This window comes from Exiguobacterium sp. s89 (assembly GCF_018617735.1).
Classification (GTDB): Bacteria; Bacillota; Bacilli; order Exiguobacteriales; family Exiguobacteriaceae; genus Exiguobacterium; species Exiguobacterium marinum.
The window spans coordinates 741,802-762,745 of sequence record NZ_JACSKS010000001.1 but is presented as its reverse complement, the minus strand read 5'-3'; the positions used below and the strand labels follow the sequence as shown (position 1 = coordinate 762,745).

20 protein-coding genes and 1 other annotated feature are annotated in these 20,944 nt (G+C 47.0%); all 20 genes read left to right on the top strand.

The window, feature by feature from the left end; genetic code table 11:
• Positions 1 to 23 precede the first annotated feature (23 nt).
• The 20 genes from ftsL to KNO96_RS03805 all read left to right on the top strand — a co-directional run bounded on the left by ftsL (position 24) and on the right by KNO96_RS03805 (position 20,897).
• The gene (gene ftsL, locus KNO96_RS03900; RefSeq protein ID WP_026826327.1) at positions 24 to 386 is read left to right on the top strand and encodes a cell division protein FtsL; all 363 of its coding nucleotides are present in this window, start codon (positions 24 to 26) and stop codon (positions 384 to 386) included.
• Complete coding sequence (locus KNO96_RS03895; protein WP_026826326.1) at positions 386 to 2,533, top strand: penicillin-binding protein; 2,148 nt, start codon at positions 386 to 388, stop codon at positions 2,531 to 2,533. Before ftsL ends, KNO96_RS03895 begins: the two co-directional genes overlap by 1 nt.
• Positions 2,534 to 2,590: 57 nt before the next feature.
• Positions 2,591 to 3,895, top strand: a complete 1,305-nt coding sequence (locus KNO96_RS03890) for a UDP-N-acetylmuramoyl-tripeptide--D-alanyl-D-alanine ligase (protein ID WP_214702290.1) — start codon at positions 2,591 to 2,593, stop codon at positions 3,893 to 3,895.
• Positions 3,896 to 3,916: 21 nt separating this feature from the next.
• The gene (mraY, locus tag KNO96_RS03885) at positions 3,917 to 4,876 is read left to right on the top strand and encodes a phospho-N-acetylmuramoyl-pentapeptide-transferase (RefSeq protein WP_026826324.1); all 960 of its coding nucleotides are present in this window, start codon (positions 3,917 to 3,919) and stop codon (positions 4,874 to 4,876) included.
• Positions 4,877 to 4,889: 13 nt separating this feature from the next.
• On the top strand, positions 4,890 to 6,227 hold the full coding sequence (gene murD / locus KNO96_RS03880; RefSeq protein ID WP_026826323.1) for a UDP-N-acetylmuramoyl-L-alanine--D-glutamate ligase: 1,338 nt from the start codon (positions 4,890 to 4,892) through the stop codon (positions 6,225 to 6,227).
• Entirely contained in the window at positions 6,224 to 7,300 is a 1,077-nt protein-coding gene (gene murG / locus KNO96_RS03875; protein WP_214702288.1) for an undecaprenyldiphospho-muramoylpentapeptide beta-N-acetylglucosaminyltransferase, read from the top strand. The genes murD and murG overlap by 4 nt, the downstream gene beginning before the upstream one ends.
• Before the next feature lie 14 nt (positions 7,301 to 7,314).
• Positions 7,315 to 8,085, top strand: coding sequence for a cell division protein FtsQ/DivIB (locus KNO96_RS03870; RefSeq protein ID WP_026826321.1), 771 nt, complete (start codon positions 7,315 to 7,317; stop codon positions 8,083 to 8,085).
• Positions 8,086 to 8,313: 228 nt separating this feature from the next.
• Entirely contained in the window at positions 8,314 to 9,600 is a 1,287-nt protein-coding gene (gene ftsA / locus KNO96_RS03865) for a cell division protein FtsA (RefSeq protein WP_214702287.1), read from the top strand.
• A 47-nt stretch (positions 9,601 to 9,647) separates the two neighbouring features.
• Complete coding sequence (gene ftsZ / locus KNO96_RS03860) at positions 9,648 to 10,790, top strand: cell division protein FtsZ (RefSeq protein ID WP_026826319.1); 1,143 nt, start codon at positions 9,648 to 9,650, stop codon at positions 10,788 to 10,790.
• Between the two features lie 52 nt (positions 10,791 to 10,842).
• Positions 10,843 to 11,604, top strand: a complete 762-nt coding sequence (locus KNO96_RS03855; RefSeq protein WP_214702285.1) for a purine nucleoside phosphorylase YfiH/LACC1 family protein — start codon at positions 10,843 to 10,845, stop codon at positions 11,602 to 11,604.
• Positions 11,601 to 12,254 carry a YggS family pyridoxal phosphate-dependent enzyme gene (locus KNO96_RS03850; RefSeq protein WP_214702283.1) on the top strand — a complete coding sequence of 218 codons (654 nt, stop codon included), beginning with the start codon at positions 11,601 to 11,603 and terminating at the stop codon, positions 12,252 to 12,254. The genes KNO96_RS03855 and KNO96_RS03850 overlap by 4 nt, the downstream gene beginning before the upstream one ends.
• Before the next feature lie 23 nt (positions 12,255 to 12,277).
• A complete protein-coding gene (locus tag KNO96_RS03845) occupies positions 12,278 to 12,748 on the top strand; it encodes a cell division protein SepF (protein ID WP_026826316.1) in 471 nt (156 codons plus the stop codon).
• 4 nt (positions 12,749 to 12,752) lie between these two features.
• Positions 12,753 to 13,022: a YggT family protein gene (locus tag KNO96_RS03840; protein WP_026826315.1), complete on the top strand. Its 270-nt coding sequence runs from the start codon at positions 12,753 to 12,755 to the stop codon at positions 13,020 to 13,022.
• A 3-nt stretch (positions 13,023 to 13,025) separates the two neighbouring features.
• The gene (locus KNO96_RS03835) at positions 13,026 to 13,796 is read left to right on the top strand and encodes a YlmH family RNA-binding protein (protein ID WP_214702282.1); all 771 of its coding nucleotides are present in this window, start codon (positions 13,026 to 13,028) and stop codon (positions 13,794 to 13,796) included.
• A 19-nt stretch (positions 13,797 to 13,815) separates the two neighbouring features.
• The gene (locus KNO96_RS03830; protein ID WP_026826313.1) at positions 13,816 to 14,364 is read left to right on the top strand and encodes a DivIVA domain-containing protein; all 549 of its coding nucleotides are present in this window, start codon (positions 13,816 to 13,818) and stop codon (positions 14,362 to 14,364) included.
• Between the two features lie 3 nt (positions 14,365 to 14,367).
• Positions 14,368 to 14,588, top strand: a binding site (T-box leader).
• A gap of 53 nt (positions 14,589 to 14,641) precedes the next feature.
• The gene (gene ileS, locus KNO96_RS03825) at positions 14,642 to 17,368 is read left to right on the top strand and encodes an isoleucine--tRNA ligase (RefSeq protein ID WP_214702280.1); all 2,727 of its coding nucleotides are present in this window, start codon (positions 14,642 to 14,644) and stop codon (positions 17,366 to 17,368) included.
• Between the two features lie 57 nt (positions 17,369 to 17,425).
• A complete protein-coding gene (gene lspA / locus KNO96_RS03820) occupies positions 17,426 to 17,899 on the top strand; it encodes a signal peptidase II (RefSeq protein ID WP_026826311.1) in 474 nt (157 codons plus the stop codon).
• On the top strand, positions 17,899 to 18,810 hold the full coding sequence (locus tag KNO96_RS03815) for an RluA family pseudouridine synthase (protein WP_214698154.1): 912 nt from the start codon (positions 17,899 to 17,901) through the stop codon (positions 18,808 to 18,810). Before lspA ends, KNO96_RS03815 begins: the two co-directional genes overlap by 1 nt.
• A gap of 200 nt (positions 18,811 to 19,010) precedes the next feature.
• Positions 19,011 to 19,544, top strand: a complete 534-nt coding sequence (gene pyrR, locus KNO96_RS03810; RefSeq protein WP_026826309.1) for a bifunctional pyr operon transcriptional regulator/uracil phosphoribosyltransferase PyrR — start codon at positions 19,011 to 19,013, stop codon at positions 19,542 to 19,544.
• A 48-nt stretch (positions 19,545 to 19,592) separates the two neighbouring features.
• Complete coding sequence (locus KNO96_RS03805; RefSeq protein ID WP_026826308.1) at positions 19,593 to 20,897, top strand: uracil-xanthine permease family protein; 1,305 nt, start codon at positions 19,593 to 19,595, stop codon at positions 20,895 to 20,897.
• Positions 20,898 to 20,944 lie beyond the last annotated feature (47 nt).

Here is a 20,944-nt window from a genome sequence, read left to right as displayed (position 1 = left end):
TTAGCTAGTAGGAGGGATACCTGATGCCAGAAGCTGCCCGTAAGGCGTTGCAGCCTCAAGTTACACCGAATCGAAATCCGATTCCGCAAGAACGACCAATACCTGTTCCAAAACGACGCACGTTGACCTTGTTTGAATCGATCCTGTATCCAGTAATGATTGGTTCAGTGGTCATGTTCGGTGGCATCACGGTGTCGAAACACAACGAAGCATATAACATTATGCGTGATACAGCAGCCGTTAATCAGCAGGTCGACGGGGTTGCAAAAGAAAATGAAGAACTAAAGTATGAAATCGCCCAATTAAGCTCGCCAGAAAGAATTTACGCGATTGCCGAGAAACTCGGAATGAAATTCAATGAGAAGAATGTCAAGGTGATTGATTGATGAATTCTCTACAACAGAGTAAAAAAAGAGTGGCGTGGGTAGCGATTGTCTGCTTCACCCCGCTCTTTTTATTTTTTGTCGGATGGTTTCTTTACTTATCGCTCACGCATACGTATAAAGGTGAGAACATGCTGGCGTTCGCAGAAGAACAACGGTGGAAAGCAGTCAGTACGTTGGAGGCAGAGCGGGGCGAGGTGTATGACCGATTCGGCCAACCAATCGCAATCAATATCCCTTCCTATCGACTTGTCGCGGTAATGAAGCTTGGTGGCGAGCGAGTCGAAGGGAAAACGCTCATGCCAGATGAGATTGACGAGGCCGCAAAAAAACTTTCGACGGTCCTTCCGATGACAGAGGCAGATTTATTGAAACGGCTCGAGCAAAATATCGACCGTGGGCAAATCGAGTTCGGTGTTCCCGGCCGTGATTTGACCGTTGAGCAAAAAGAAGAAATCGAAGCGTTTGAGCTTCCAGGGATTACCTTCGTCGAAGAACCGAAGCGCTATTACCCGAATAAAGTATTCGCTTCATCTGTCATCGGATACGCGCAAAAGATTGACCAAAATGGTCGGATCGAACTCGTTGGTGAACTTGGGATTGAAAAGTCACTTAACGATATTTTAAGTGAGTCATACGGATTATATCGATTCGAGAAAGATTTAGCCGGACGTGAACTCGTGTCGAGTGACGAACAGCTGAAGATTGAACCGGAAGACGGAGCCGATGTCCAATTGACGATCGACCACCGTATTCAACAGTTGCTTGAGACGAAGATGAACGAATTGTATGAGGAATACGAACCAAAACACGCAACGGCCATCATCATGGACCCGAAAACAGGCGAGATTGTCGCCCTATCTGACCGTCCGTCTTTTGATCCGAACACGCGTGAGATTTCTTCGTACAGCAACTTTTCGGTCTCTTCTCGATTTGAACCAGGATCGACGATGAAAATCTTTACGCTAGCGGCTGCAATCAATGAAGGAGTATACAACCCAAACGAACTGTATGAATCAGGGTCGTACAAATACGGGAAGACGGTCTTCAATGATTACAACATTACCGGATGGGGTACCATTCCTATGGAAGAAGGGGTGTGGCACTCATCAAACGTCGCGTTCTCGATTTTAGCGAACGAACGACTCGGTCTTGGCCGTTATGAGGATTATTTCAAAGCATTCAAGTTTGATCAACGAACTGGAATCGATTTGCCTGGAGAGGTCAATAGTCAATTCGACTTTGAAAGTCCGATGAACGTCTTAATTACGGCCTGGGGTCAATCCACCGCGGTGACACCGATGCAAATTTTGCAGGCGACATCAGCGATTGCGACTGATGGAACGATGAAACAACCGCACGTCATTAAAAAAATCGTCAATAGTGAGACCGGAGAGACGATTCGGACGACGAACCCGAAAGAGGTTGGTCAGCCAATCACTGCAGAGACTGCAAAAAAAACGCGTGAAGCACTGGACGGTGTCGTGAACAGCGATGTGGGGACTGGGCAATTGTATGCGTTAGACAATTATCGCGTCGTCGGGAAGACAGGGACTGCCCAAATTGCAGAGAACGGGAAGTATTTGAGTGGACAGTATATTCACTCGTTTGTCGGGATGGCGCCAGAAGACGATCCGGAACTCGTCATGTACATCGCTGTCGATAGACCAAACAGTGACTCGTCGACGACTGGACCGCGCATCATGGCCCCGCTCTTCAAAGACGTGATGGATGTCGCGTTACGTTATCGGAGTGTCGAACCTGAAAAGCAAGAAAAAGCGGTCGAAGCGTCGACGAAGACGACTTCTTCTTATATCGGTAATAACCGCGAAGATGCGGTGAAAGAGTCGACAGATCACTCATTTAATCCAATCGTGTTAGGTGACGGGGACGAAGTGACAGCACAAAGTCCTGTTAAAGGGCAGTCATATGTTGTCGGAGAAAGATTGTTGCTAAAAACGAGTAATTCGTTTACGATGCCAACATTAAAAGGTTGGTCGCTACGTGATGTGAAACGCTTAGCGACCCTCTATCAACTAAATTTAGAAATCGATGGGACCGGTTTTGTCACATCACAATCGATTAGCAAAGGAAAGCCGGTTAAAACTGGTGCCTCCTTGAAAGTGAAATTGGAGACACCGTCGAATTAACGCACGAGATCAAGAGGGCTGCGGCTCTCTTTTCCTATGTATGAGGAGGAAGTATGAATGGAACAATTGACAGTTCAGAAGTTAGCGTCTTGGTTTGGGATTGAGGTAGACGACGAGCGTCTTGTCAAACGCGTCGCTACGGATTCGAGAGATGAAAATGAATCGGGGCTATTCGTCCCAATCGTCGGCGCGCGTGTCGATGGACATGATTACATCGATGTAGCAATCGAAAAAGGAGCAATCGTCACGTTTTGGGAAGAAGGACGTCCGCAACCTGACAACCTTTTCGTCATCCCTGTCAAATCGACGGTCGAGGCACTTCAAACGGCAGCATCCCGTTATTTAGAAGAAATCAATCCGCTCGTGGTCGCGATTACGGGATCGAACGGAAAAACCTCCACGAAAGATATGATTGCCGTCGTCTTAGAAGAAAAGTATAAAACACATAAGACGGCTGGGAACTTCAACTCGGACGTCGGCTTACCGCTCACCGTGCTCAGAATGCCGTGGGACACGGAAGTCGCTGTATTAGAGATGGGCATGAACGGATTCGGTCAAATCGAACAATTGTCGAAACTCGCTAAACCGAACGTGGCCTTTGTTACGAATATCGGGGAGTCTCACGGTGAGCAAGTCGGAGGTCGTTCGGGTATCGCAAAAGCGAAGCTTGAAATCAAGGCGGGTCTCAAACCGGACGGTCGACTGATTGTCGATGCGGATGAACCGCTTCTCGCAAATCAAGGGTATAGGGTCGGATATGCTGAAACGGCCGATGGGAAAATCGACGTGGTCGAGACGACGTTCGATGCATCCATCTTTAAATACAACGGTGATTTATATGAACTGAAGGTGTTAGGTGCTCATCAGATTCGAAATGCAGCCTATGCGATTGCATGTGGATTGGAATTCGGTCTTAGTCATGTAATGATTCAACGCGGGCTAGATCGAATCAAGTTGACGTCGATGCGGATGGAAAAACAGATGTTCGGGGAAACACATCTCATTAACGACGCTTACAATGCGAGTCCGACGTCGATGATCGCAGCGATTGAAACGGTCAAGTCACTCGAAGGATTCTCAAAACGTGTGCTCGTCCTTGGTGACATGTACGAGCTAGGTGCCGATGAACGAGAACAACACAAACAAGTGGGCATCGTCGTGACGTCCCCAGTGACAGATTGCATTCTCGTTGGCGAAAAAGCAAAATGGATTGCGGATGGGATTCAAGATTCGCGTGTGAACGTCCACGTGGTCCCGACAGTTGAAGAGGCAAAGACACTTCTTCATCATTATCAGCGACCGGATACTGTGGTATTGTTAAAGGCATCTCGAGGACTGGCGCTTGAGCGTCTCGTTCAATAAATAGAGTAGTGAGGTAGCAACATGTTAATTAGTTTAATCGTATTAATCAGTTCATTATTAAGTGTCTTAATCGTCATGCCACGAGCGATTCCGGCATTGCGTCAGTTAAAGTTTGGACAGGAAATTCGTGACGAAGGTCCAGGTTGGCACCAAAAGAAGTCAGGCACACCAACGATGGGTGGAATTGTCATCTTGCTCGCCATTCTCGTCGGGTTCATCGTGTCCGTCATCTTTGGAGAAGCGGTCGCCGGATTCGGGACACTTTTATTCGTGACGATGGCGTTCGGGGTGATCGGGTTTTTAGATGATTACATCAAGGTCGTCAATAAGCGCAACCTCGGATTGACGTCCCTTCAGAAGTTGATTGGTCAAATCGGAGTATCGGTCTTGTTCGCATGGTTCTTATCACTCGGAGGAGAACTTGATACGTCGATTTCAATCCCGTTCACTTCGATCTCGTTTGATACAGGTTGGTTTTATATCGCCATCGTAATCTTTTGGCTCGTCGGATTCTCAAATGCCGTCAATTTGACGGATGGGCTAGACGGACTAGTTTCGTTCTCAGCTATCCCGACATTTACGTTCTTTGGAATCTATGCCCTTACACAAGATGAGCTTGGCATTGCCTGGTTCGCTTTTGCGGTCGTTGGCGCATTGATTGGATTCCTCGTCTTCAATAAGTATCCGGCGAAGATTTTCATGGGTGACACAGGGTCACTCGCTTTAGGTGGGGCTGTGGCCGGACTCGCGCTCATGTTAAAACTTGAGTTGCTTCTTGTCTTTGTCGGCATCATCTTCGTTATCGAAACGTTGAGTGTGATTCTGCAAGTCATCTCGTTTAAAACGACAGGGAAACGACTCTTTAAAATGAGTCCAATTCACCATCATTTCGAAATGGTCGGTTGGTCAGAATGGCGCATCGTGCTAACGTTCAGTGGAATCAGTTTAATTACGGCAGGTTTATCATTATTACTCATGTAAAAGGGTGAGACAGATGGAAAAGCAATGGCACAGTAAAAAAGTTCTCGTCCTCGGCGCCGCTAAGAGCGGAATTGCAGCGGCAACATATCTGCATCATGCGGGAGCAGATGTGACGATCAACACGGGGAACATCCCACCCGAAGACGAACAAGATAAAATTCAAGCTCTTGGAATCCGCTCGGTGTTCAATGAACATCCCGTCGGTTTATTGAATGAGACAGAAGTGATTGTTAAAAATCCAGGTATTCCTTATCAGATTCCATTGCTCCAAGAAGCAATTTCTCGTGAAATCCCGATTTATACCGAAGTGGAGCTCGCTTATTTGGCAACTGAAGCAGACTTCGTCGCCATCACCGGCTCAAATGGGAAAACAACAACGACGACACTCGTCTATGAGCTACTCAAAGGAGGGAAACGTCCGGTACATCTTGCAGGTAATATCGGATTCCCCGCGATTGAAGTTGCGGCTGATGCAAAGACGGACGATTTGATTGTCATTGAATTGTCGAGCTTTCAGTTGATGGGGGTCGAGTCCTTCCATCCGCGTTCGGCAGCATTGCTGAATCTATCAGAAGCCCATCTCGATTATCACGGCGACTTCGACTCGTATGCAGATGCAAAAGGAAACTTGTTCCGTCAGATGACACGTGACGACCAAATCGTCGTCAAATTGACAGACTCCGAAGTGATGAAACGTGTCCCTGCTCATCTTGCACCAAACACATTTAGTTTTGAGCGAGGAGATGCTTCCGTCGTGGACGGTTGGGTCACGGTACGCGGGGAGCGAGTCATTCGCGTGAACGAATTGGCATTAGGCGGTGCCCATAATGTCGAGAACATACTAGCGGCACTCCTGTTGGTCGAACCGTTTGATATTCCAAAAGCACACATCGAGCGTGTATTACGAAACTTTGGTGGTGTCGCGCATCGGACTGAAAGTTTAGGTGATGTTCTCGGACGTGCCGTCTACAATGATTCGAAGGCGACGAACAACGTCGCGGCGGAAGCGGCGCTACGAGGATTTGATGCTCCGATCGTATGGCTCTGTGGAGGACTTGAGCGGGGTGCAGATTTATCTTCGCTCGTCGCTGCCCTTTCCAACGTCAAAGCTGTCGTCGCGTACGGTGAGACGAAAGAGCGTTTCAAAGAACTTGGGGAGTCCCAAGAAATCCCATCTTTCACGGTCGAGACGTTAGCAGACGCCGTCACACTCGCGTTTGAGCAATCTGAAACAGGAGATATCATCTTGTTATCCCCTGCTTGTGCGAGTTGGGATCAATTTAAAACGTTTGAAGAACGAGGTGAACACTTCATCCATCTCGTTCGCGCATATGAGGAGGCGAACCGATGAAAATCATGATTTCTGGTGGAGGTACCGGTGGTCATATTTACCCGGCCCTCGCATTGATTGAGACGTTACAAAAACGTCACCCTAATTTACAGGTACAATACGTCGGAACGGAGAATGGGTTAGAAGCCGATCTTGTTCCTAGAGCTGGTGTCCCGTTCAAATCAATTCAAATCGCTGGATTGAAGCGCTCCCTCTCCCTCGAGAACTTGAAGACGGCGTACTGGTTCTTGAAGGCTGTACGCTCTCTAAAAAAAGATATGGCAGCATTCAAACCAGACGTCGTCATCGGAACAGGCGGATTCGTGTCAGGACCGGTCGTCTATACGGCGCAACAACTAGGTATCCCGACCATCCTGCATGAACAAAACAGCATCCCAGGGTTGACGAATAAGTTTTTATCCAAAAAAGCTGATCGGGTCGCTCTTTCGTTTAAAGGATCGGATGTCCATTTCCCAGGCGCGAACGTCCGCTTGATCGGAAATCCGCGTGGTAGCGAAGTATTGCAGACGGAAGTCGATGCGGCTGCCGTACGAGAACATTACCAGTTAGATGCACGTCCAATCGTCTTGGTATACGGTGGAAGCCGAGGTGCGGAAGCAATCAACCGTGCAGTTATAGAGGCTGTTCCAGCAATCTCGGACTTGCCAATCAATGTACTCTACGTAACGGGTAAAGTACATTACGAAGCCGTGTTAAAACAAGCGCCAAAGTCTGAAAATGTTCATATTCATCCATATGTGTATGATATGCCATCACTGCTCGCTTGTACGTCACTCGTCATCTCTCGAGCAGGGGCATCGACGATTTCAGAATTGACCGCACTCGGATTACCGAGCGTGTTGATTCCGAGCCCTTACGTGACGGCAGACCATCAGACAAAAAATGCTTCTGCCCTTGTCGAGAACGGGGCGGCGCTCCTCGTAAAAGAAGAAGTTTTGACGGGAGAAACGCTCATTCAAGCGATTCGAAAAGTCCTTGAACGTCAGGAAGAGATGGCGAAAGCCTCCCGTGCACTCGGATTCCCGGATGCATCAAATGCCTTGGCCGATTTAGTAGAAGAAGTCATTCGATAAAGGAGAAGAATCCGATGGAACCAAGTCAACAAACGGTACGCAGTTTAGAAGACCGTATTCCGTACATGAAGAAACAACGACGAAAAAAAGCGAATCGTCGGATGTTCTCTGTGCTCTCACTGTTTGGGATCCTTATCTTACTTGTGGTCTATATGCAAACCTCGATGTCGAACGTGAAAGAAGTGACTGTATCCGGACTCTATTGGTTAGAAGAGTCTTATGTGTTTCAAGATATGGAACTCGACACATCGACAAAGTTCATCGGTTTGTCCCCAAAAAAGATGAGTGCGCAAATGGAAAAGTTGCCTGGTGTCAAGCGGGTAGAAATTGATCGCTCTTGGTATAATTTGGTATACGTCAACGTAACGGAAGAGAAGATGATTGCATATGCGAGAGCGGACAAAGGCGACGTCGTCGTCTTAGCCGATGGTTCACTCCATCCGACAGGTACCATCACCGACCCGAGGAAATTAAAAGATGGTCCATTGCTTAGGGAATTTAATTCGGAGCAAGAGCTTGAAAAAATTGCGAGTGAACTTGAACAAGTGGATGATGCGACGCGTGCCCGTATGTCGGAAATCATCTTGTCAAAACAAAAAGGAGAACCGACGCGCTACGAGATTTTTATGAATGACGGAAATACGTTGCTCACACCGCCTTTGAAGTTAAGCGAAACCGTATCAAAGTATGGAGAAATATATGAAAACATCCCTAAAGGCGAGCGTGGAACAGTCGTCATGGATGGTGGTTTTTATTTTGTTCCATACAAGAAAACGAATGAATAATCAGTTATATTACAGTCCTTAGACAGATAAGGACTGTTTTTTTGTCGTTTGTAAACGAATTGATAACGCGAAACCGCTTAAATTGTAGGATTCTACCTTTTCTCACTATCTTATTTGTTGTAAACTTAGACGTGAGATATCTTGTCGAAACCAACAACTTTATTGGATATCTGTCATATTTGTCATGTAATTTGTATAGGAAAATTATAGAGCGGAGGTGTTTCCCTTTTGGAAGCGAATGGTTATGTGGCCGCATTAGATATTGGAACGTCAGAGATTAAGCTCGTCGTCGGTGAATTGCTCGGCGGAACGCTTAATATTTTGGCGGAAGGGTGTGCACCGTCTGCGGGTGTAAAACGTGGCGCTGTCGTAGACATCGATAAAACAGTCCAAGCGATCAAACAAGCCGTTGAACATGCTGAAACATCGTTAGGCGATCAAATTCAATCTGTATACGTTGCCATTGAAGGAGAACATATCCAAATTGCCCCATGTCATGGGATCGCATCCGTGAAGCGAGAAGATCAGGAAATTACAGATGAAGACGTGATGGAAGTCATTAATTCAGCTCAAGTGATGCGACTACCAGATGAAATGAGTGTCATTGATGTGATTCCATCTTCATTCACGGTCGATCAACAAACGGGTGTCGTGGACCCTCGTGGCATGCTTGGTTATCGACTAGAGATGCATGGGAAAATGGTTACCGGATCGAAGACAATTTTACATAGTATTCGTCGTTCGATTGAACGCGCCGGACTACGTCTCGAAGGATTTATTTTGGGGAACCTCGCGCTCGGCATGAGTGCGGCCTCTGTTGACGAAATCGATTTAGGGATTGGACTTGTCGATGTCGGACATGAAAAGACAACGGTCTCAGTATTTTATCGTGGAGACCTCGTCTATTCGTATATCCTTCCAGTCGGTGGCGATCATATGACGAGAGATTTAGTCTATAAATTAAATTGTAAGTATCAAGATGCCAAAGTGGCGAAAGAAGAGTACGGTCTCGCACTCGAAGAAATGGCTGATGAGACAGAAGGTTTCTCCTACACGAATATCAATGGGGAAGTGGCGTTTGAACCACAATCAGAAATTAGCTATGTTTTAGAAGCGAGAATAGAGGAAATGTTTACCCTTATGTTGAATAAGGTTCAAAAAGTAGGTGTTCCGACGCTGAATGGTGGATATTTACTTTGTGGTGGAGCAGCTGCTCTACCTGGTATTCAAGAATTGGCAACGCGTATTTTGGGCCAAAAGACGAGATTATATCAACCTTCGTCGATTGGGGTGAGACACCCAAAATATGCGACGGCAGTCGGAGTATTGAAATATGTCTTAATGAGTGATCATCACGTTTCAAAATCTCAACTTGAAAAACCGGAAGTTCGCTATGAATCGCTTAATAATAAGCAGGAAGCGACCGATACTCATGTTGGAGAGAACGAATACGAGACCGATCAAGAGTCGAAAAAAGGTTTTAGTCGTTTTATGGAAAAATTATTTGGCGTTTAAGCTGACGTTGTAATACAACTTGGAAAATATGTAGGGGGATACCTGAAATGATGTACTTTGATGAGGCGATTGACGCCGTAGCAAAAATTAAAGTAATTGGAGTCGGTGGTGGCGGGTCGAACGCTGTTAACCGGATGATTGAGCATGGGGTGCAAGGAGTCGAATTCATCGCTGTCAATACGGATGCACAAGCCTTGAACATGTCGAAAGCTGATGTGAAACTTCAACTTGGTGCTAAATTGACACGTGGTCTCGGTGCAGGTGCGAACCCTGACATCGGAAAAAAAGCGGCAGAAGAAAGTCGTGAACAGTTACTCGAAGCGCTTGACGGAGCGGATATGGTCTTCGTCACGGCGGGTATGGGGGGCGGAACCGGAACGGGTGCTGCTCCAGTTATCGCTGAGATTTCGAAAGAAATTGGCGCGCTAACAGTTGGTGTTGTCACAAAGCCGTTCATGTTCGAAGGACGGAAACGGATGCAACACGCCCAGCACGGGATACAGGCATTTAAAGAAAAAGTAGATACACTCATCGTGATTCCAAACGATAAGCTTCTTGAAATCGTTGAACGTAACACGCCGATGATTGAAGCGTTCCGTGAAGCGGATAACGTACTTCGTCAAGGTGTGCAAGGGATTACAGATTTGATTGCGATTCCAGGTCTCATCAACCTCGACTTCGCTGACGTGAAAACGATTATGACGGAAAAAGGATCTGCTCTTATGGGTGTCGGTGTCGCTACAGGTGAAAACCGAGCTATTGAAGCAGCAAAGAAAGCGATTTCGTCTCCACTTCTTGAATCTTCGATTGAAGGGGCAAAAGGTGTCTTGATGAACATTACGGGTGGACTTAGCCTCAGCTTGTATGAAGTGACAGAAGCGGCTCAAATCGTTCAAAGTGCAGCCGATGAAGAAGTGAATTTGATTTTTGGTTCGGTTATCAACGAAAACTTGAACGATGAAATCATCGTCACGGTGATTGCAACTGAATTCGCTGAGGAAGCGCAAGGGACGAATCCGTTCCCTCAGCAACCGAAAAAGCAGCCTGAAGTTGAGAACAAGGAACCTCAACCAAAAGCAAATGAAACGGCTCAACAAGATGAAGGGAACTTCCATCGCCCAGTGTATGGAGGAGACGTCCCAGATGAGACGATTAACATCCCTGCGTTCGTGAGACAACGTCGTAACTAAACAAGATAGGGATGCCGGTTCTCGGCATCCCTTTTTCTAAAAGGAGAGACCGATGCAACTGTTACATACATGGGAAACAAAGACGAATCGCTATCACGCCTATGTGACAACGCGAACGGATGGACACAATGCAGGGAATGTCGGACTTCACGTCGACGATGACATTGACCAGGTCGTTCTAAATCGTCAGTTTTTCTTTCAACAAGCTAACCTTTCTTTAGAAGGCTCGGTATGGACCGATCAAGTACATGAAACGAGCGTTCGATATGTGAATGCCTCGGATCGTGGGAAGGGTGCATTTCGATACGATGAAGCGATTCCGCAAACAGATGGTCTCTTAACTACGGAAGAATCGTTGCCGTTAGCACTTGTCTTTGCAGATTGTGTGCCGCTCTTCTTCTGTGCAAAAGACTATGGAGTCATTGGGATCGCCCATGCCGGGTGGAAGGGAACTGTCGGTAATATCGTCGAGTCTATGATTCGCGCATTCGAAGACAAGGGGATTGATGCTAAAGAAGTGGAAATGCTTGTCGGTCCGTCGATTTCAGGATACGACTATGAGGTCGACCGTCGTGTACTAGATGCGGTTCAATCCGTTTCGCCGATTGCCTATAACCAAGCGGTACGAGATGAGTCAGGCAATCATGCCCATTTATCACTTCAGACTGTTAATGAAGTATTGGCAAAAGAGCATGACACAACCGTCATCCAATCGAATTTAACGACTGGTGCAGACGCCCCGTTTTTCTCGTATCGTGATGGAGAGGTTAAGCGCCGATTTGCAGCAGTCATCGTCAAGGAGCGTAAATTGTGAGTATTTCAGATAATGTAAAACAAGTTCAATCGATTATGTCAGCGCACGTTCAAGGAGTGGAACCAACGTTAATCGCCGTCACGAAGTCGGTTGGCGTGGATGTGACGAATGCCCTCTATGAAGAAGGGATTCGTGATTTTGGAGAAAATCGTCCGGAGTCATTGCTCGAAAAAGTCGAAAACTTGCCGAAAGATGCGAGATTTCATTTTATCGGTACGTTACAGACGCGCAAGGTGAGACAAATCATCGATCACGTCGCAGCCATTCATTCTCTAGATCGGTTGTCACTCGCATCAGAGATTGATAAACGAGCAAACAGAACAATTGATTGTTTCGTTCAAGTGAACACGTCAGGAGAAGATTCAAAACATGGGCTTGAAATAGAGGAAGTCATGCCATTCATCGAGAATTGTAAACAGTATCCTCATATTCGAGTCATTGGGTTGATGACAATGGCGCCGTTCACGGAAGAAGAGACAATCCTTCGTGAGACGTTCCGTCGTTTACGCCATGTACGTGATGAAGTGACGGCAAAAGGATACGATCACGCTCCTTGCACGGAACTGTCGATGGGGATGTCAAACGATTATCCAATCGCAATTGAAGAAGGCGCATCGTTTGTTCGTATTGGTACCGTACTTGTGCAATAATATATCTTAAGGAGGAATCCGTTATGTCAATCAAAAACAAAATGAAAGATTTCTTTGGACTCGAGGAAGATCCGAACAGCACATATGAGGAAGAAGAGTATGCCGTCGCAAATACAGCAACTCCTTCAACGACTGAAACATCGGTCATGAAACAAGAGGATCGTCCAAAATCAGCGAATAACCTCGTCGCGTTAAATACGAAAAAGAAAGAACGTTCAAAAGTCGTATTGGCTGAACCGCGTGTGTTCGCTGAAGCACAGGACATTAGTGATCAACTAAAAGAAAACCGTGCTGTCATCGTCAATCTTCAACGCATGTCAAAAGAACAATCGCGTCAAGTCGTCAACTTCCTTTCAGGTGTTGTCTATGCATTGGAAGGGTCGATGACTTCGATTGGACATAACACGATTCTGTGTACTCCGAACAACGTCGAATTGACTGGCTCAATCTCAAACTTGATCTCGGAGGATGAACTTCACAGTAAAGGGTGGTAACTGAATGGAAAATGTAATTCCTGCCTTAGGCAACACGTTGAGTGATCTACTTGGCATCTATAGTTGGATTCTCATCGGCTATATCTTATTATCATGGTTCCCGAACGCACGTGAATCAAAGTTTGGTCAAATTTTATCGGCTTTGTGTGAACCGTTCTTGGCACCGTTTCGTCGAATCATCCCACCAATTGGTGGCATGCTTGATATCTCTCCAATCGTCGCTTTATTCGTGCTTCGTATGGCACAAGCCGGAATTGCTGCGATTTTCGGGTGATGTATGAGCGTCTATGACCACTACAGACCAAGTGAACGGGCGTTCGTCGAACAAGTGCTCGACTGGGTGCAACAAGTCGAGAGTAGTTATGTGTTGAAATTGACGGACTTTTTGGACCCGCGTGAACAACAAATCGTCAAACAGATTGTCGGTAATCAACTTGTGATGCATAGTGATGGCGGATTCGAAGGCGCAGAAAGGTGTCGACTTATTTTGGCTCCGGATTACTATGAACTGAATCCTCATGATTTTGAAATTGAAATCCGACGTATCGAATACCCAACAAAGTTTGTGGATTTGACGCATCGACAAGTGACGGGAACCTTACTCAATGCAGGGCTGAAACGTCAAAAGTTTGGAGATGTCGTCCTTCAAGATGAGATTGTACAATTTGCGACGACGCGTGAATCAGTCGGATTCATCGAAATGAATTTGGATCGTGTCGGAAAAGCGAAAGTTCGCATTTCCTCCGTTGAGCAAGACGAGATTCTTGTCGTTCCGACAATTGAATGGGTCGAAGGATTTGGTATCGTTTCTTCTTTACGATTTGATACGGTTGTGAGCGAGGTTTTAAACATGTCCCGTCAAAAAGCACAAGCACTCGTCAAACATGGCGACTGCAAAGTAAATCATAAAGTCATTGAAGATGCGAGCTTCATTCTCGAACCAGACGACCTTCTATCCGTTCGTGGACACGGTCGCATCAAATTGATGGAAATTCTAGGTTCGACCAAACGTGAAAAAATTAAAATACAGTATGGCACCATACGTTGAATTTTAGGAGGAAAGTCGAATGGCGTTGACACCGATTGATATTCATAATAAAGAATTCTCTTCCCGTTTTCGTGGGTACGACATCGATGAGGTCAATGAATTTTTAGATCAAATCATTAAAGAGTTTGAACTATTGATTCGTGAGAATCGACGGTATGAAGAACTTGTCAACGATATGCAAGCTCGCATTGACTACTTTTCCTCGATGGAAGATACGTTGAACAAGTCGATTATCGTTGCACAGGAAGCTGCGGAAGAAGTGAAGAACAACGCTCAAAAAGAAGCGAGCCTCATTTTGAAACAAGCAGAGCGTGAGGCGTACGCCCGTGAAGAAGAAGCAGCCCGAAAAGAGAAACTTGCTGAACGAGAAGTCGTTCAAATGCTCAAAAAGGTTGAGTTATACCGTACACGTTTCCGTGTCCTCGTAGATGCCCAAATGGAGCTCCTCAATAGTACGGAGTGGGAAACGATTGTCGGCGAGCCGCCTGTACAGACGGTTCTTGACGATAGAACTGAACTTGCGTATAATGACGACGAAGTCACACAGAATGAAGAACAACATGGATAAATGATCAACACGTTGAGTAGGACGCGTCGATCGAGTCATACCTACGAAGCGACTTAGGGGCGGTGAGAGCCTAAGAGAAAGACTCGAATCGGTATCCCCTATGAGTTGTCACGCTGAACTTGAGTAAGCGTGTCCGCCTGACCTCGTTATCGGTTACCGAGAGCGGTCTCATTTGAGGTGAGACTAGTAGGGTGGTACCGCGAGTCAACCAACTCGTCCCTATCAGGGATGGGTTGGTTTTTTTTGTTTTCTAAAAAATGTTGATGGAGGAGTTTCGATGAACTACAAAGATACGCTATTAATGCCAAACACTGAATTCGCGATGCGTGGGAATTTACCAAAACGCGAACCAGCGATGCAAACGGAATGGGAAGACATGGACCTTTATAACAAGGTGCAAGAAAAAAATGCTGGGAAACCACAATACATCTTGCATGATGGACCTCCATACGCGAATGGCGACATCCACATGGGACACGCGATGAATAAAGTATTAAAAGATATCATCGTTCGTTTCAAAGGGATGAACGGATATCAGTCTCCAATGATTCCAGGTTGGGATACACACGGACTTCCAATCGAGAATGCCCTTCAAAAAGCAGGCGTCAACCGTAAAGAGATGACGGTCGCTGAATTCCGAGAGAAGTGTGCGGAGTATGCAATGGAGCAAGTGAATTCGCAACGTGAACAATTCAAACGTCTCGGTCTTCTCGCAGACTTTGAAAATCCATACATCACCCTCCTTCCTGAGTATGAGGCTGCACAGATTCGCTTGTTCGGAACGATGGCTGAAAAAGGTTATATCTATAAAGGGAAAAAACCTGTCTATTGGTCACCATCTTCTGAATCGGCACTAGCTGAGGCAGAAATTGAATACTATGATAAAAAGTCACCAGCAATCTACGTGGCATTCCGTGTCGTAGATGGGAAAGATACGTTGACGTCAAACGATCACTTTGTCATCTGGACGACGACACCTTGGACAATCCCGGCGAACCTTGGTATCGCGGTGAGTGATGAGTTGACGTATACGCGCATCGAACATGAAGGAAAAGGTTATATTGTCGCTGAGACGCTTGTCGAAGAAGTGACGACAGCGCTCGGATGGTCAGATTACACAGTGAGCGGTTCTTGGAATGGACGTGACTTCGAGTACATGACGGCACAACACCCGTTGTATGAACGCACGTCACTCGTCGTCCTTGGCGATCACGTCACAGCGGATGCGACAGGACTCGTTCACACAGCTCCTGGGCACGGGGAAGACGACTACCGCGTCGGACAAGCGTACGGATTAGATGTCCTTTGTCCGGTAGATGACCGTGGATATATGACGGATGAAGCACCTGGATACGAAGGGCTATTCTACGAGGATGCAAATAAGCAAATCGGGATGAAACTTGAGGAGAATGGATATTTGCTCAATTTAAAGTTCATCAAACACTCGTATCCACATGACTGGCGTACAAAGAAACCGGTCATCTTCCGTGCGACACCGCAATGGTTCGCTTCAATTAAAGATTTCCGAGAGGATATGCTCCGTGAAGTCGAAGAAGTGAACTGGGTCCCGGAATGGGGAATGACTCGTCTTTACAACATGGTTCGTGACCGTGGAGACTGGGTCATCAGCCGTCAGCGTGCGTGGGGTGTTCCGATCCCGATCTTCTATGCGGAAGATGGAACGGAAATCATCACGAACGAGACGATCGATCACATCGCAAACTTGTTCCGTGAACACGGTTCAAACGTTTGGTATGAGCGAGAAGCAAAAGATCTTCTTCCGGAAGGATTCACACATCCGAACAGCCCGAACGGAGAATTCCGTAAAGAACTCGACATCATGGACGTCTGGTTTGATTCAGGGTCATCCCATGCCGGTGTGTTAGAAGAACGTGAAAATCTTCGTCGTCCGGCAGATCTTTACCTTGAAGGATCTGACCAATACCGCGGATGGTTCAACTCATCACTCTCAACAGCTGTTGCGACGACAGGCAAAGCACCGTACCGTAACGTCTTGAGCCATGGTTTCGTTCTTGATGGGGACGGACGCAAAATGTCGAAATCTCTTGGTAACACCATTGCACCGAACGATCTCGTGAAGCAGTACGGTGCTGAAATCGTACGTCTTTGGGTCGCATCTGTCGACTATCAGTCTGATGTACGTGCGTCACATGACAACTTTAAACAAGTATCAGAAGTTTACCGGAAGATGCGTAACACAATCCGTTTCCTTCTTGGAAACTTGAACGGCTTTGAACCATCGATGCGTGTCGCGTTTGAAGATATGCCGGAAGCGGACCGTTTCATGGCAACGAAGCTCAAGCAATTGCAGGCGAAAGTTGTTAAAGCCTACGATGAATTTGACTTCATGGCCGTGTACCATCTCGTTCATAACTTCTGCGTCAACGAGTTGTCATCGTTCTACCTTGACTTCACAAAAGATATTTTGTATATCGAGCGTGAAGACGATCTCCGTCGTCGTGCCGTTCAGACGGTCATGTACGATGCGGTCGTCCTCTTGACAAAACTGTTGGCGCCAATCCTTCCACATACTGCCGACGAGGCGTGGAAAGAGGTTCCTGGGAAGTCAGAAGCAAGCATCTTCTTGACTGATCTTGAAGAAGTCGATGCGTTGACTACTGACGAGAAAACGTTGTTAGAGAAATGGTCGAAATTCCTCGTCTTCCGTGACGATGTCCTCAAAGCGATCGAAATCGCACGTGGCGAGAAGCTGATCGGGAAACCGCTCGAAGCCAAATTGATTCTTGCACCGAAAGCCGAGACTGCCGGCTTGTTGAATACAATCGACAACGTAAGCCAACTGCTTCAAGTATCACAAGTGGAGTGGGCTGAGACGGCAGACGTTGATTATGCGACGACAAAAATCACAGTCATGAAAGCAGATGGTGCCGCTTGTGCACGTTGTTGGACGTACTCGACAGAGGTTGGACAAAACGAAGAGTATCCTGAGCTTTGCCCACGCTGTGCATCAGTAATCGGTTAAGACGAACCGGAGTGGCGTCCCCACTCCGGTTTCTTAACGGCTTGAAAGGAGACGTATATGAAACGATATTATGGATTGGCCTTCATCTTGATTTTGCTCGACCAACTAACGAAATGGGTCGTTGTACAGACGATGACGATTGGTCAATCAATTGAGGTCATCCCGAATTTGTTGTATTGGACTTCTTATCGCAATAAGGGAGCGGCTTGGGGGATGTTAGAAGGACAGATGGTGTTTTTCTTCATCATCACGATTCTCGTCGTCGCCGGTTTGGTATACTTCTTACACAAAGAGGTGAACGGGTATCAACTTCTTGGATATAGCGTCGGATTATTGTTGGCCGGTGCCATCGGTAACTTTATCGATCGCTTGTTTCGTGGCGAAGTCGTCGATTTTGTCGACACGTATCCGTTCGGCTACAACTTCCCGATTTTTAACGTGGCTGATATGGCGCTCACGTTCGGTGTCATTTTGATGGTTATTGGTATTTTATTTGAAGAAAAATTACACAAAGAAAGGGGACAATCGTAATGGAATCCTATACTTTTGTCGCCGATGAAAAGGCAAGGATTGATAAGTGGGTAAGTGACCGTGGAGAGTGGTCACGCTCGCAAGTACAAGAATGGATAAAGACAGGGGTATTACTCGTTAATGGTACTGCCGTCAAACCGAACTATAAGCTCCAATTGGGCGATGAGATTGAAGTGAACATACCGGAAGCGGTAGAACTAGAAGTGTTGCCTGAACAAATTTCACTCGATATCGTATATGAAGACGAAGACGTCATCGTCGTCAATAAGCCACGAGGGATGGTCGTTCACCCTGCAGCCGGTCACACGTCCGGAACGCTCGTCAACGCCCTTCTCGGACATTGTGATGACCTATCAGGTATCAATGGTGTGAAGCGTCCGGGAATCGTACACCGAATTGATAAGGATACGACGGGACTCCTCATGGTCGCCAAAAATGATTTGGCTCATGAATCACTTGCGAGTCAATTGAAAGACAAGACGATCAAACGTGAATATATCGCGCTCGTCCATGGTGAACTTGTCCATGAACTTGGGACAATTGAAGCGCCGATTGGACGCGATACGAATGATCGTCAGCGTATGACGGTGACGGACCGGAACGCAAAAGAAGCCGTTACACATTTCCGTTTGCTCGAACGCTATAAAGACTTTACCCTCGTCGAATGTAAGCTTGAGACAGGTCGTACGCACCAAATTCGTGTGCATATGCGCTATATCGGTCATTCGCTCGCGGGAGACCCGAAGTATGGACCGCGTCGTACAATCGATTTAGGGGGTCAAGCATTGCATGCGGCGACACTCGGTTTTTACCATCCTCGAACAAAACAATGGATGGAATTTGAGGCGCCACTCCCTGAAGACTTTAAAGCGGAACTCGCAAAGTTAGATAAAATCGAGAAAACTCGTTGACTTCTATCCCGTTCCGATTTATAGTCTAGGAAGCATAACACCTTTAAACCCAGTCCAGAGAGGCTGCGAAAGGATTGTGACCGAGGTCACATTTACGTCAATTCAACCCCGGCATCAGACTGCCGTTTTTGATGAAGACTCCCTTTCCAGCCGGACGAGGGAGTCTTCTTTTTTGAATGAAGCATGAAAGGAGGAATCACGTGAAACAATCAGTTATTTTAGATGAGTCAGCCATCCGTCGCGCCTTGACGCGAATCGCCCATGAAATTATCGAGCGTAACAAAGGAATCGATGATATCGTTCTCGTTGGGATTAAGACGAGAGGGGAGACACTCGCCGATCGGCTTGCCCGTCGCATCGAGGAGATTGAAGGTAAACCGGTCGCACTAGGGAATCTCGACATCACTCTTTATCGCGATGACTTATCGAAAAAGTCGTTAGATCCGGAAGTGAAAGCAACAGAACTGCCACATGACATCAATGGAAAGACTGTCGTCCTCGTCGACGATGTGCTTTATACCGGTCGTACGGTTCGTGCCGCAATGGACGCGCTCGTCGACCACGGTCGCCCGGATTATATCCAGCTCGCGGTCTTGATTGACCGGGGACATCGGGAACTTCCGATTCGACCTGATTTTATTGGGAAGAACGTTCCTACATCCAAATCCGAGCAAGTCGTCGTCCGACTCAGTGAAGTCGACACGGCAGATGAAGTCACAATCAACCAGCAATAAATCATACCTTTAAGGTGGTCCAGAGAGGCCAGGAAGGAGAAATTCAATATGAAACAACCCGTACTACACATCCATGAGCGTCCCGCTCACTTTCCACAATGGCTACTTTTCAGCCTTCAGCACGTCTTCGCCATGTTCGGAGCGACGATTTTAGTCCCGATTTTGACAGGATTAAATACATCGGTCGCCCTCGTCGCTTCCGGAGTGGCCACGCTCTCATTCCTAGCGATCACTCGCTTCAAAGTCCCAACATACTTAGGTTCAAGTTTTGCCTACATCGCGCCAATCATTGCGGTCAGTCAGCAATGGGGTGTCGAAGCCGCACTGTTCGGCGGCATCGTTGCCGGTTCCGTATACGGTGTTGTTTCGTTGATCATCTATAAAACAGGTGTCAATTGGTTGCTTCGATTGCTTCCACCAGTTGTTGTCGGACCGGTCATCATGGTCATCGGGCTCTCGCTCGCACCAGTCGCCATCGACATGTCGATGAATCAAGATGGTGCATACAATGGCACATTCATGATGATTGCACTACTTACACTTGGGATCACGATGCTCGCCATGACGAAATTGAAAGGTGTTTGGGGAGCGGTTCCGATTCTATTCGGAATCGTTGGAGGGTATGCCATCGCCGCTGCGTTCGGAATCATCGACTACTCACCAATCCAACAAGCTAGCTTGTTCCAACTTCCTGACTTCACAATGGTGTTCGTCGACTATATGCCGATGTGGCAAGTCGGTGCGCTCCTCGCCATCGTACCCGTCGCACTCGTCACGATGACGGAGCATATCGGAGATCAAATGGTCACCTCGAAAATCATTGGACGGGAGACGATGAAAGATCCGGGTCTCCACCGGACATTACTAGGTGATGGGGTAGGGAAGGCAGTCGCTTCTGCGCTCGGTGGTCCACCGTGTACGACGTATGGGGAAAACAACGGTGTCATGGCGATCACACGGGTGTACAGTGTGTATGTCATCGCAGGAGCGGCGCTCATGGCCATCAGCTTCGGATTCCTCGGTCACGTTGAAGCGTTCATCTCGACCATCCCGAATCCGGTAAAAGGGGGCATCTCGATCCTCTTGTTCGGGGTTATCGCCTCAAACGGGCTGCGCACGATGGTGGAAAGTAAAGTCGACTTGGCGGAGAAACGCAACTTGATTATCTCATCGGTCATCCTCGTCATCGGTCTAGGCGGGGCAATGGTACAACTTGGCAGCTTCCCTGTACAAGGAATGGCGCTCGCGACAGTCGTCGGGATTCTCTTAAACGTCATCTTACCGAAAGAAGAAGACGATTCGATTGACGAAGTCAACACAACTGAAGAAACGAAACAAGCAAGTAACTTTTAAATCGATCCCGTGAGGTCGGCAAAGTGAAGGCTCGTTTATTTGGGCGT